Source organism: Actinosynnema sp., assembly GCF_052038725.1.
In genome coordinates, this window is the sequence record NZ_JBQGCX010000262.1 from 1 (window position 1) to 12,818 (window position 12,818).

At 74.7% G+C, this 12,818-nt stretch carries 9 protein-coding genes and 1 pseudogene; 6 read left to right on the forward strand and 4 right to left on the reverse strand.

The window, feature by feature from the left end; genetic code table 11:
- The 5 genes from ACTUAL_RS05055 to ACTUAL_RS05075 form a co-directional block, all read left to right on the forward strand.
- On the forward strand, positions 1 to 1,512 hold a 1,512-nt coding region (locus ACTUAL_RS05055), incomplete at its 5' end, for a DUF4153 domain-containing protein (protein ID WP_440899430.1).
- Positions 1,513 to 1,655: 143 nt separating this feature from the next.
- Positions 1,656 to 2,831, forward strand: a complete 1,176-nt coding sequence (locus ACTUAL_RS05060) for a mechanosensitive ion channel family protein (RefSeq protein ID WP_096496834.1) — start codon at positions 1,656 to 1,658, stop codon at positions 2,829 to 2,831.
- Positions 2,828 to 3,421 carry a hypothetical protein gene (locus ACTUAL_RS05065; protein ID WP_440899431.1) on the forward strand — a complete coding sequence of 198 codons (594 nt, stop codon included), beginning with the start codon at positions 2,828 to 2,830 and terminating at the stop codon, positions 3,419 to 3,421. Before ACTUAL_RS05060 ends, ACTUAL_RS05065 begins: the two co-directional genes overlap by 4 nt.
- A gap of 709 nt (positions 3,422 to 4,130) precedes the next feature.
- Positions 4,131 to 7,370 (forward strand): S8 family serine peptidase, encoded by a 3,240-nt coding sequence (locus ACTUAL_RS05070; protein WP_440899432.1) that lies wholly within the window; start codon positions 4,131 to 4,133, stop codon positions 7,368 to 7,370.
- Positions 7,371 to 7,536: 166 nt separating this feature from the next.
- Positions 7,537 to 9,192 (forward strand): FAD-binding dehydrogenase, encoded by a 1,656-nt coding sequence (locus ACTUAL_RS05075; RefSeq protein ID WP_096496837.1) that lies wholly within the window; start codon positions 7,537 to 7,539, stop codon positions 9,190 to 9,192.
- A 34-nt stretch (positions 9,193 to 9,226) separates the two neighbouring features.
- On the opposite strand, the gene ACTUAL_RS05080 is transcribed toward ACTUAL_RS05075, so the two are convergent.
- Positions 9,227 to 10,066 (reverse strand): LysR family transcriptional regulator, encoded by an 840-nt coding sequence (locus ACTUAL_RS05080; RefSeq protein ID WP_440899433.1) that lies wholly within the window; start codon positions 10,064 to 10,066, stop codon positions 9,227 to 9,229.
- A 121-nt stretch (positions 10,067 to 10,187) separates the two neighbouring features.
- On the opposite strand from ACTUAL_RS05080, the gene ACTUAL_RS05085 reads away from it, so the two are divergent.
- Positions 10,188 to 10,925: an NADPH-dependent F420 reductase gene (locus ACTUAL_RS05085; RefSeq protein ID WP_440899434.1), complete on the forward strand. Its 738-nt coding sequence runs from the start codon at positions 10,188 to 10,190 to the stop codon at positions 10,923 to 10,925.
- A 20-nt stretch (positions 10,926 to 10,945) separates the two neighbouring features.
- Here the strand turns inward: ACTUAL_RS05085 and ACTUAL_RS05090 are convergent, their stop codons facing one another.
- The 3 genes and pseudogenes from ACTUAL_RS05090 to ACTUAL_RS05100 all read right to left on the reverse strand — a co-directional run.
- Positions 10,946 to 11,422, reverse strand: a complete 477-nt coding sequence (locus tag ACTUAL_RS05090; RefSeq protein WP_440899435.1) for a flavin reductase family protein — start codon at positions 11,420 to 11,422, stop codon at positions 10,946 to 10,948.
- Between the two features lie 288 nt (positions 11,423 to 11,710).
- Positions 11,711 to 12,481, reverse strand: a complete 771-nt coding sequence (locus ACTUAL_RS05095) for an ESX secretion-associated protein EspG (RefSeq protein WP_096496840.1) — start codon at positions 12,479 to 12,481, stop codon at positions 11,711 to 11,713.
- Positions 12,478 to 12,818, reverse strand: a pseudogene (locus ACTUAL_RS05100) (PPE domain-containing protein); the annotation flags it as partial. The pseudogene ACTUAL_RS05100 and the gene ACTUAL_RS05095, both read right to left, overlap by 4 nt.

Below are 12,818 nucleotides of genomic sequence, written 5' to 3' on the forward strand. Positions count from 1 at the left end.
CCTGAGCCCGAGCGCGGGGAGGAACCTGCGCCCAGGGGCGAAGCCGAGTCGGAGAACGAGGAAGTTGAGCCGGAGAACGAGGTGGAAGCTGAGCCGGAGAGCAGGAACGGGCCTGCGGGCGGCGACTCACCCGAGGCCCCCGCTCCGGTGACGGCACCCGGTCGCGCCGCCACCGCCCCCGCGCCCCGCTCCCCCGCCACCCCGCCGCTCACCCCGCAGGACGAGTCCCGCCGGAGCCGGGCCGTCCTCGCCGCGCTGGTCGCGGGCGTGGTCGTGGCGGCCGTGGTCCCGTACGAGAGCCACGGCGTCGGCTGGCCGATCGCCGCCGTCGCCGTGCTCGCCCTGGCCGGCCGGGTCCGCCCCGGTTGGGCGGCGCTGTCGGTGCTGCTCGCGTCGGTGGCCGCGTTCCGCGCGTCCGGCTGGCTGTTCGCCCTGTGCCTGGTCACCGGCCTGGCCACCGCCTCGATCGCGGTCACCGGCGGACGCACGGCCAGGGGGTTGCTGTGGGCCTGCGTCGCGGTGCCCGCCACCGCGGCGCGCGCGACGGGCGGCTGGCTGCGGCCGGTGGCGCTGACCTGCGCGGCGCTGCTGGTGTTCCTGCCGCTGCTGGTGAGCGCGGACGAGGCGTTCGCCGACCTGGTGCTGGGCGCGGTGCTCCGGTCCGACACCCCGATCGGGGTCACCGCGGTCCTCGGCGCTGCGGCGGGCGCGGGCGTGCTGGCCGCGCACCGGCTGCGCGCGGTCCCGAACACCGTCGACGCGCCCCTCGCGCAGGCGCCCGCCGTGGCGCGCCGGGACTGGGCGCTGCCGGTGGGGGCGCTGGTGGCGCTGTTCACCGCGTTCGTGGCCGTGCAGCTGCGCACCCTGTTCGGCGGCGACCGGCACGTGCAGGTGACCGCCGACCTGACGTACGCCGACGACGCGCGCGGCGGCTTCGGGCAGCTGGTGGTGGTCACCCTGCTGACGCTGGGCGTGCTGGGCGCGGTGTCCCGGTTCGCCTCGCGCGCCACCGCGCGGGACCGGCTGTGGCTGCGCGCCCTGCCGGGGGCGCTGTGCGCGCTCACCCTGGTCATCGTCGCCTCGGCCGTGCACCGCATGTGGCTCTACCAGCGGGCCTACGGGTTCACCGAGCAGCGCGTCCTGGCGCTGGCCGCCGAGCTGTGGTTGGGGCTGGTGTGCCTGGTGGTGCTGGCCGCCGGGGTGCGGCTGTCGGCGGCCTGGCTGCCGAGGGCGGTGGTGGCGACGGCGGCGGGCGCGGTGCTGGCGCTGGCCGCCGCCAACCCGGACCTGCTCGTCGCGGAGGCCAACGTGGCGCGCTACGAGGCCACCGGGCGGATCGACCGGACCTACCTGTCGACGCTGTCCGCGGACGCCGCCCCGGCGCTGGCTCGGCTGCCCGAGGAGCTGCGGGTCTGCCACTGGTCGAGCCGGAGCCGGCGCTGGACCGCGTGGAACCTGGCGTGGGCCCGGTGGGACGACGAGCCGTGGGGCGCCGCCCGCTGCCGGTGGTGAGCCCTGCCGGTGGTGGTGGGCGGATTGTCACCTGTGGGCGGTTGAGGGCAAGCGGAAGTGGCGAACGCCGCACTCGGGTCTTGACCGGCGGGCTCGCGGGTACGCCCACACGGGAACGTACCCGCGAAGAGGAGGTGCCACGCGTGCCCGCCCCCGTCGTCACGATCGTCACGTTCGCCGGATCGGTGCTGGTCGCACTGGTCGCCGTGGCGCTGGTCCACCGGACGGTCGCCAGGATCGGCCGCAAGTCGGAGCTGTTCGCCAACCTGGCCCGCCACCTGCACCGGCCCGCCCAGGTGGTCGCCGCCCTGGTGGCCCTGCAGCTCTCCCTCGGCGTCACGGCCAGCGGCGAGTGGCGGCCGACGGCGCTGCACGCGGTCGGGATCGCGCTGATCCTGAGCGGCGCGTGGCTGCTGGCGGCGCTGCTGGTGGTGCTGGAGAACGCGACCCTCTCGCGCGTCCGCATCGACGTGGACGACAACCGGCACGCCCGCCGGGTGCACACCCAGGTCCGGCTGATGCGCCGGGTCACGGTCGGCGTGGTGTCGGTGGTGGCCGTCGCGGCGGTGCTGATGACCTTCCCCGGCGCGCGGGCGGCGGGCGCGTCGCTGCTGGCGTCGGCCGGTGTGATCGGCGCGATCGCGGCGCTGGCCGCGCAGTCGCTGCTGGGGAACGTGTTCGCCGGGATGCAGATCGCGTTCAGCGACGCGCTGCGGCTGGACGACGTGCTGATCGTCGAGGAGCAGTGGGGCCGGGTCGAGGAGATCACCCTGACCTACGTGGTGGTGCACCTGTGGGACGACCGGCGGCTGATCCTGCCGACCTCGCACTTCCTGAAGACCCCGTTCGAGAACTGGACGCGCACCCAGTCGGCGCTGCTCGGCACGGTCGAGCTGGAGGTCGACTGGACGGTGCCGGTGGAGGAGATGCGGCAGGAGCTGCGGCACGCGCTGGAGAACACCGACCTGTGGGACGGGCGGGTGTCGGTGCTCCAGGTGACGGACGCGGTGCGCTCGTTCGTGAAGCTGCGGGCGCTGGTGTCCGCGCGGGACGCACCGAGCCTGTGGGACCTGCGGTGCGTGGTGCGCGAGCACCTGGTGACGTGGCTGCGGGCGAACCACCCCGGCGCGCTGCCGCAGGTGCGGGTGCGGGACGTGCCGAAGACCGCGCCCCGGCGGCCTGAGGTGGCGGAGCCGCACGGGGACAACCGGGTGTTCGGCGAGAGCGCGGACGGCGAGGAGCGGGTGCAGGCGTTCAGCGGGCCGACGAGCACGCAGGAGATGCAACCGGTGCGGGTCGGGGTTCCGTCCTCGCCGTGACGACCGGTGGTCCGGGGCCTGGAGCGCGGGAGCGCGGGATGCGGTGGTGCGGGGTGCGGCGATTCGGCGGGACGGGGTTCGGCGGCTCGGGGTTCGGCGGCTCGGGGTTCGGCGGGGCCGGGCTGGTGGCGCTGGTGCTGGGCGCGGTGGCGGCGGCGGTCGTCGGCTGCTCGGGCGGTGGCGCCGCGAGCGCGCCGCCGTCCCCGCCGTCGGAGCGGGGCACGGTCAGCACGTCCGGGACGTTGTCCCCGCAGCGGTCGACCGTCCCGGCGGCCGGGACGACGAGCGCGGAGGCGCCGGTGCCTGGAGAGACGTCGAAGCTGACCGAGCAGGGCAGGGCGGCGCTGCGCGAGGCGCGGCGCGCGGGCGCGGGCGAGGTCGAGCTGCTGGTGGTGGCCGAGCGGGGCCACGAGGCCGAGGTGGTCGCGGCGGCGCGGGAGGCGGGCGCTCGGGTGCTGGCCGAGGACGCGGCGGTCGGGTACGCCCGGCTGGCCGTCCCGGTCGAGCGGGCCGAGGCGTTCGCCGCGCTGGCGGGCGTCCAGCGGGTCGACGTGGACCAGCCGGTGGAGCACCGCCTGCCGGAACCGTGATGCCCCGGAACGCCGAGCGGGGCGGCGTCCGAATGCCGGGAAATGGCCGGTGGCGGAAATGCGCGGGTTGCGCGGGCGACCCGGCGGCGTCATGAATGCGTCGTGGATCACCCCGCCAATGCGCGACCCGAGCGCAATCCGGCACCACGCGCGAATGTCCGGCGGGTCGGGTCCGACCCGCCGGGCCCGGCATTGTCCGGGCCGTCGGCCGAGCGGTGGGGGGGACGCCGTCCGGCCGACGGCGGTCGACGACGGCGGGAGCGCGCGCCACCCCCGAGCGGATCCGCGGGCCAGGGGGGAGTGCCCTGCGGAACGGGGGTGCGCGGCGCAACGTCCACCACGCCGACCAGTAGACCCAACGAACCGGGACGCCGGACGATGCCCGTTTGTGGCGGGCTTCACCGCACCGCCCCCGATCCGGACCGCCCGTGATCGCCCGGTGACGGCCCGCATCGGCGCCCGAGGGCTTTCGTTAGCGCCCCCGCACCGATTTCCCGATTTCACCTTTGACACCGGTTGACATTCCCGCCGGTCGGCTCTTGACTGAAGGCGTCGCACCCGTCTCGGGGTTCTGCGGCACTTCCGGCGCGCTCGCGCAAGAGGCCTGCTGGTCCAATGTGGAATCCGCGCTTGAGCCGTTCGTCTGATTGTTTCGGCACCCGTCCAGCGATGTGCTTGCGCCAATCTTTCCCCACGAAGGGTTTGCGCCGTGAACAACTCAGGCAGACGGTGGCGGCACCGCACGGGGGCGGCTCTGCTCGCGGCCGTGCTCGGCACCTCTGGGATCGGCTTCGCCGCCACTCCCGCGCTCGCGCAGGAAGCACCCCAGGGCGCCCCCGAGGCGTCCAAGCAGCTCGACTCGGTCGACCGCGAGCGCATCGCCGACGCCGAGCGCGCGGGCCAGGCCGAGGTGACCCTGCTGGTCGCCGCCGAGGAGGGCGAGCTCGACTCCGCCGTCAACGAGCTGAAGGCGCTCGGCGGCACCGTGCAGTCCACCGAGCGCGACATCGATTACGCCAAGGTGTCGCTGCCGCGCGACAAGGCGGAGAAGGCCGCGAAGCTGGACGCCGTCCGCGCCGTGGACGTCGACGGCCTGGTCGCGCTGGACGACCCGCGCCCCGAGGGCTCCGCCGCGCCGCTGCCGCAGAAGGCCCCGGACGCGAAGACGCCCAAGAAGAACCCGTACCTGCCGATCCAGGACACCCAGGCCGCGCAGTTCACGGACGCGCACTCCAAGTGGGACGGTCGCGGGACCACGATCGCCGTGCTGGACACCGGCGTCGACCTGGACCACCCGGCGCTCAAGACCACCACGACCGGCGAGACCAAGGTCGTCGACTGGTACAACGCCAACGCCACCAACTCCGGCGACGGCACGTGGATCGGCATGTCCGGCCGGTACACGGCCGACTTCACCGTCGGCGGCGTCACCTACAAGGTGCCGAGGGGCTCGACGTACAGCTTCGGCCTGTTCCGCGAGACCTCGGGCGACCTCGGCCTGAGCAACAGCGAGACCGGCGGCGACCTGAACCGCGACGGCGACCGCAACGACGCCTTCGGCGTGCTGCAGGACGTCTCGACGCGCGAGGTGCGGGTCGACGTCAAGGGTGACGGCGACTTCACCGACGACAAGCCGATGATCGACTACAAGCACAAGAAGGACGTCGGCCACTTCGGCGTCGACAACCCGGCGACGGGCACCGTCGAGCAGGTCGCGTTCGTCGTGCAGACCGACAAGTCGGTGTACGACAACGGCGGCACCCCGTACGTGAACATCGGCATCTCCGCCGCCCAGCACGGCACGCACGTCGCGGGCATCACCTCCGCCAACAACCTGTTCGGCGGCAAGATGGTCGGCGCGGCGCCCGGCGCGAAGCTGATGGCGGTCAAGGTCTGCCTGTCGACCCCGTCCTGCACCAGCAGCGGCCTGATCGACGGCGTGCTGTACGCGGCGCGCAACGGCGCGGACGTCGTCAACATCTCCATCGGCGGCCTGCCGCCGCTCAACGACGGCAACAACGCGCGCGCGGAGCTCTACAACCGCACGATCGCCGAGTACAACGTGCAGCTGTTCATCTCCGCGGGCAACAGCGGCGCGGGCGCCAACACCGTGGGCGACCCGTCGGTGGCCTCCGACTCGATCAGCGTCGGCTCGTACATCACCAAGCAGACGTGGCTGTCGAACTACGGCTCGGTGACCAAGCAGGCCGAGGGCCTGCACGGCTTCTCCTCACGCGGCCCGCGCGAGGACGGCGGCTTCAAGCCGGACATCGTCGCGCCCGGCTCGGCCATCGCGACGATCCCGCAGTGGCTGCCCTCCGGCCCCGTCGCGGGCACCTACGAGCTGCCCGCCGGCTACGCCATGCTGAACGGCACCTCGATGGCCGCCCCGCAGGCGACCGGCGCCGCCGCGCTGCTGGTGAGCGCGTACAAGGCCACGCACAACGGGCAGCGCCCGAACGCCGCGCAGCTGCGCACCGCGATCAAGACCGGCGCCAAGTGGGTCTCCTCGCTCCAGGCCTACGAGCAGGGCGCGGGCCTGTTCGACGTCAAGCGCGCCTGGGCGGAGCTGAACCGGGGCGTCAACACCCAGAGCGTCACCACCTCGGTCGAGGTCAGCACGGCGCTGGACGACCTACTGGCCACGCCGGGCGTGGGCGTGGGCATCCACGACCGCGAGGGCGTCGTCGTGGGCAAGGAGTACACCCGCACCTACACGCTGACCCGCACCACCGGCCCGGACAAGAACCAGCAGTTCGGCCTGTCGTGGAAGGGCAACGACGGCACGTTCTCCTCTGGCACCAGGGTCACCCTGCCGCTGAACAAGCCGGTGCAGCTGGCCGTGAAGGTCAAGCCGAAGTCGGCAGGCGTGCACTCGGCCGTGCTGGAGATCGACAACTCGTCCACGGCCGGTGTCGACGCGATGACCCTGAACACGGTCTTCGCCGCCGAGGAGTTCACCGCCAAGGGCTCCTACCAGGTGACCAGGACCGGTGACCTGCCGCGCAACCAGTCGCAGAGCTTCTTCGTGAAGGTGCCCGAGGGCGCCAGCGCGCTGAAGGTCGACATGGCCGCGGGCGGCGACCCCGGCAAGGGCCAGGTGCGGTTCCTGCGCTTCGACCCGTACGGCGTCCCGTTCGACACCACCTCGTCGACCAACTGCTACAACCCCGACGCGGGCGCGGGCTGCTCCGGTGGCACGCCCACCAGCCGCACCGTCGCGAACCCGACGCCGGGCGTGTGGGAGATCGTGGTCGAGGCGCGGCGCACCTCGGACGCGGACGTGGCCAAGTACTCGGTGACCGCCTCCGTGCTGGGCACCGCGATCACCCCGAACCCGGACGTGATCGAGTCGGTCGTGGCCGGGACCCCGGTGGAGCGCCAGTACCAGGTGACCAACTCGCTGGCGACGTTCACCGGCAAGCTGGTCGGCGGGCCGCTGGGCAGCGCGAAGGTGGCACGGCCGAGCATCGCCGACGGCACGACCGCGCAGTACGACCTGGTCGTGCCCGCGGGCGCCACGCAGCTGCGGGCGTCGATCGGGAAGACCAGCGACGTGACCGCCGACCTGGACCTGCTGCTGTACAACTGCACCTCCGGGTCGTGCGTGCTGTACGTGCAGTCGGCCGACGCGGACTCGGAGGAGGCCGTGTCGGTGGCCAACCCGGCGCCGGGCGCGTGGCGGGTGGTCGTCGACGGGTACGCGGTGCCCGCAGGCACCACCGAGTACGACTACCTGGACGTGTTCACCGCGCCGAGCCTGGGCTCGGTGACCGTGGCGGACGCGGACGCGCAGCGCACCGCGGGCGCGACGTGGACGGCGACCGGCACGGTGACCGCGAGCGCGAAGCCCGGTGACGGGCGCGAGCTGCGCGGCGAGCTGGGCGTTCGGACCTCCGACGGCGTGCCCGTGGGCAGCGGCGTGGTGGTCGTGCGGAACGTGGCCTGACCGCTTCCCCGCTCGGTGGAGCCCGTCCCCGCTTCGGCGGGGGCGGGCTCCCGCTCTTCTCCGGGGCCGTTTCCGGGATCGCGGGGCGCGGACGTGCTCGAACGGCGGTGTTCTGAAAAATATTCAGGTCTCGTGCTGCGCTGTCGGACGCCTCTAGACTCGCCCGATGGCACATGACGCGGATGTCATCGTCGTCGGCGCGGGACTGGCCGGGCTCGTCGCGGCCTCGGAGCTCGTCGACGCCGGGCGCAAGGTCCTGCTGCTCGACCAGGAGCCCGAGGCCTCGCTCGGCGGGCAGGCCTGGTGGTCGTTCGGCGGGCTGTTCATGGTGGACACCCCCGAGCAGCGCAGGCTGCGGGTGCGCGACTCGTCGGCGCTGGCGCTCCAGGACTGGCTGGGCTCGGCGGCGTTCGACCGCCCCGAGGACGAGTGGCCGAAGCGGTGGGCCGAGGCGTACGTGGACTTCGCCTCCGGCGAGAAGCGGGCCTGGCTGCACGGGCTGGGGGTGCGGTTCTTCCCGCTGGTGCAGTGGGCCGAGCGCGGCGGGTACCTGGCGGGCGGGCACGGCAACTCGGTGCCGCGCTTCCACGTCACCTGGGGCACCGGGCCGGGCATCGTGGAGCCGTTCGAGAAGCGGGTGCGCGAGGCCGTGGCGCAGGGCCTGCTGGAGTTCCGCTTCCGGCACCGGGTGACCGGGCTGACCACCACCGGCGGCGTGGTCGACGGGGTGAGCGGCGAGGTGCTCGTGCCGTCCGCGGTGGGCCGGGCGGAGCCGTCCTCGCGGGAGGTGGCCGGGTCGTTCGAGCTGCGCGCGCAGGCCGTGGTGGTGACGTCGGGCGGGATCGGCGGCAACCACGAGCTGGTGCGCCGCAACTGGCCCGCGCGGATGGGCACGCCGCCGGAGCACATGCTGTCGGGCGTGCCGGACCACGTGGACGGCCTGATGCTCCAGGTGGTGAACGACGCGGGCGGGCGGATCATCAACGAGGACCGCATGTGGCACTACCCGGAGGGCATCGACAACCACAGCCCGGTGTGGGGCAGGCACGGCATCCGCATCCTGCCCGGCCCGTCGCCGCTGTGGCTGGACGCCACGGGCAAGCGGCTGCCGATCCCGCTGTTCCCCGGCTTCGACGCGCTCGGGGCGCTGGAGCACATCGTCAAGACCGGGCACGGGCACTCGTGGTTCCTGCTGAACCAGCGGATCATCGGCAAGGAGTTCGCGCTGTCGGGGTCCGAGCAGAACCCGGACCTGACGGGGCGCGACGTGAAGATGCTCCTCAAGCGCGTGCTGCCGGGCGCGGTGACGCCGGTGGAGGTGTTCGCGAAGCGGTCGCCGGAGTTCATCACCGGGCGGACCGTCGCGGAGGTCGTGGCGGGGATGAACGCGCTGGTCGGCGAGGACCTGGTGGACGCGGCCGAGCTGCAGCGCGTGGTGGTGGAGCGGGACCGGCAGGTGCTGTCCGGGCTGGGCAAGGACATGCAGGTGAACGCGATGCGCGAGGCGCGGAAGTTCCTGACCGACAAGGTGATGCGCGTGGTCGAACCGCACGCCCTGCTGGACCCGAAGGCGGGGCCGCTGATCGCGGTGCGGCTGTCGGTGCTGACCCGCAAGACCCTGGGCGGGCTGCACACGGACCTGTCGGGGCGGGTGCTGACCGGGGACGGGTCGGTGCTGGAGGGGGTGTACGCGGCCGGTGAGGCAGCCGGGTTCGGCGGCGGCGGGGTGCACGGGTACCGGGCGCTGGAGGGGACGTTCCTGGGCGGGTGCCTGTTCTCCGGGCGGACCGCGGGGCGGGCGGCGGCGAGGGCGCTGGGGTAGCGGTCCGGGGCGCGTCCCGGTGGGCGCGCCCCGCTCAGTCCCCGAACGCCGCCGCGTACGACGCCAGGCAGGACGCGGGCGTCACCGCCGAGGCCACCACGTGCCCGTCCACCTCCAGCGGCGGGTCGAGGGGCACCGGGACGACGCGGCCCGGTCGGACGTTCGCCACCTGGCCCTCCGGCAGCAGCGCCCACCCCGCCGGGTCGCGGGCGACCTCGTACAGGGCGGTCATCAGGTCCCCCGACGGCGGTCGCCGGGGCGCGGTCGGCAGGGCGGCCAGGATCGCGTCGTGCAGCGGCGGGTCCACCTCGCGGGCGGGCAGGCGCAGACCCTCCGGGGACAGGTCCGCCAGGCGCACCGACGACGCCCCCGCCGCCGGGTGCTCGTGGGACACCACGGCGTGCAGCCGCTCGGTCCACGCGCGCGCCACCCGCACCTCGCCCCCGGACGGCACGGCGCCGCGCACCAGGGCCACGTCCAGCTCGCCCGCCCGCACGGCCGCCAGGCGCGCGGACACCGGCAGGTCCACCAGTTCCGGCTCCACGTCGCCGAGCCGCCCGAGGGCCCGGTCGACCCGCGCGTCCACGCAGGACGCCAGCCCGATCCGCACCACCGCCCCGCGCTCCCCCGCCACCACCCGCACCCGCGCGGCGGCGGCCAGGGCCTCGCGGGCGGCGACGAGGACGCGCTCGCCCGCCGGGGTCAGCCGCACCCGCCGGGAGGTCCGGTCGAGCAGCCGGGCGCCCAGCTCGCGCTCCAGGCGGGCGACCTGCTGGCTCACGGCGGGCTGCACGATCCGCAGCCGCTCGGCGGCCCGGCCGAAGTGCAGCTCCTCGGCGACGGTCACGAAGTAGTGCAGCGCGCGCAGTTCCACCCCTCTGATCTATCACGGGACGTGATCGCTGCGGGGCGGGTCCGCTCGTTGTCCGCCCGGTTCGCGGCGGGTCTGATGGGAGGCGCGCCCCGGTGGTCGGGGCGCAGGCGAGGAGCGGGCAGTGAGCACAACCACCCTGGGCGTCATCGGTTCCGGCATGGTCGGGGCGGGTGTGGCGCGGCGCGCGGTCGACGCGGGGCTGCGCGTCGTGCTGGCCAACTCGCGGGGCCCGGAGTCCCTGGCCGCGCTGGTGGCCGAGCTGGGCGAGCGGGCCCGCGCGGCGACCCCGGCGGAGGCGGCCCTGGCGGGCGAGGTGGTCGTGGCGGCCGTGCCGCTGACCGCGCTGCACCGGCTGCCGGTGGCGGAGCTGGCGGGCAAGGTCGTGGTCGACCCGATGAACTACGCCCGCAAGCCCGGCTGGGAGAACCCCGAGCTGGACCGGGACGAGCTGACCTCCAGCGAGCTGGTGCAGCGGGCGCTGGTCGGCGCTCGCGTGGTGAAGGCGCTGCACAACATCGGCCCCAGGCAGCTCCTGCAGCTGCACCGGCCGGACGGCGCCCCCGACCGCACCGCCCTGCCGGTCTCCGGCGACGACCCGGCGGCCAAGGCCGAGGTCGCCGCGCTGCTGGCCGCGCTGGGGTTCGACGCGGTCGACCTGGGGCCGCTGGCAGAGAGCTGGCGCAGCGAGCCGAACACCCCGCTGTACGCCGTGCCGTACACCGGCCTGCCGCCCGAGGGGCTGCCGATCGCGGAGGTGGTGGCCTGGTTCCAGGCCGCCGACGGGGTGCCGCTGCCCGCGTCGCGGGTGCGCGAGCTGGCCGCGTCGACGGTGCGCCCGCGTGCGGGGTTCCAGCTGTAGCCGCCACGCCACCGCAGCCGCTACGCCACGGACGTGTACCGCCCCTGGAACCGCACCAGCGGCGAGGCGCCCGCCTTGTGCTCGATCGCCAGCGGCTCGCCCACCAGGGCCACGTGGTCGCCGACCACGATCCGGCGGGACGTGCGGCACCTGAGGCGGGCCGGGGCGTCGAGCAGGTGGGGGACGCCGTCGTCGTCCGGCTCCCAGCGGGTGGCCTGGCCGAAGCGGTCGGCCCCGGAGCGGGCGAACAGGTCGGACAGGGCGGTCTGGCCCGCGTGCAGCAGGTGCAGGGCGAACAGCGGGGCGGTGCGCAGCACCGGCCACGCGGACGCGCCCTGGCCGATCCACACCACCACCAGCGGCGGGTCGAGGCTGGCCGAGGTGATCGAGCTGACCGTGACGCCCACCGGGCCGTCGCCACCGGTCGCGGTCACGATGCCGACGCCCTGCGGGAAGTCGCGGAACACCCCGCGCAGACCCAGCGACGACTCGACCATCGGGCACCCGCCTCTCCTGGGGCACGTCGGACCCCGCCACCGAGGATGCAACCCGGCGGGCGGCGCTTCAAGGACGTCCACCCGGCGGGAAGCGCCGCGCGCCCGTGGCACTACGGGAACGCGCGGTCGAGCCGGGAGGGACCGGACAGGTCGGGAGGAGTCCGGACAGGCAGGGAGGAGTCCGGACAAGCTGGAAAAGGCCCCGGACAGGGCGGAAGACCCCGAACAGCCCGGAGGCCCCGCCGCGACGTGCGCGACGGGGCCTCCGGGTCAGGCTGCGGGGGCCGCTCAGGCGACCCCGGCCAGCACCGAGTCGATCCGGCTGGCGATCCGGTCGTTGTCCGTGGGGGCCAGGCTCAGCCACCCGTTCTCCCGGACCATCAGGTAGCGGCCCTGGTGCGTGTCGAACCAGGTGATGGTCACCCCGGCCCGCTGCGCCCGGTACCCGCCGCCACCGCCGTGCGAGACCCCGAACTGCCCGCCCGCCTTGCGGTTGGCCGCCAGCTCGCTCAGCGCGGTGGCGTCCTCGCGGGACAGGCCCGCGCGCTGGAGCGCGGTGCGCTCGTCGACCTCGGAGTCGCCCCACGGGTCGTCCTCGTCGCCGTCGGACTGGCCCTGCATCGCGACGGCCGCGTCCATGGTCTCGACCCGCAGCGACAGCGACGAGCCGGGACCGGCCGCACCGGCGGGCAGCACCTCCACGATGGACCTGGCCAGCGAGGTCGGCCGGATCTCCAGCAGGCCGACGCTGCCGCTGTCGATCACCGCGAGGGCCGCGCGGTCGCCGTCCGAGACGGCGACGGCGCGGATCGGGCGCTCGACGTGCGCGATGGCGTCCACCGACACGCGGTGGTCGGCCAGCAGCCGCAGCAGCGAGACCAGCCGGTGGTCGGGCTGGCCGCCCAGCTCGGCGAGCACCTGCTCGCGCAGCCGGGCGCGCTCGGCCTCGGTCGCGCCGAGGCTGGGCACGTCCAGCGGGTAGGGCAGCCTGCCCAGCCCGAGGTCCTGCCACAGCACGTCGAGCTGACGCGGCGTGAGCAGGTACTCCGGCTCGATCACGACTGGCCGCGCTTCTTGGGCTTGACCCCGCCGATCACCGACGGCGGCAGGTTCTCACCCGGCACCTCGAAGATGTCCTCGCCGCGGATGTACGCGGCGGAACGGCGCTCCTTGTCCTCCGCGCCCTGGCCACCGGCGCCGGCGCCGCCCATCGGGGCGCCGCCCATCGGCGTGCCCGAGCCGCCCGCGCCACCAGCGGCGCCGGGGCCGAAGCCCACGCCGGGAGCGCCGCCGCGACCGCCCGCGAAGGCCGCCGACGAGCCGCCCGCGCCCATCTGGCTGCCCGCCGCGCCCATGCCGCCGCCCGCGCCACCGGCGCCGCCGAAGCCACCGCCCG

Coding starts and splice junctions, on each gene's coding strand:
- ACTUAL_RS05075 (WP_096496837.1), top strand. CDS start 7,537: ATGGCACATGACGCGGATGTCATCGTCGTCGGCGCGGGACTGGCCGGG.
- ACTUAL_RS05090 (WP_440899435.1), bottom strand. CDS start 11,422: ATGGTCGAGTCGTCGCTGGGTCTGCGCGGGGTGTTCCGCGACTTCCCG.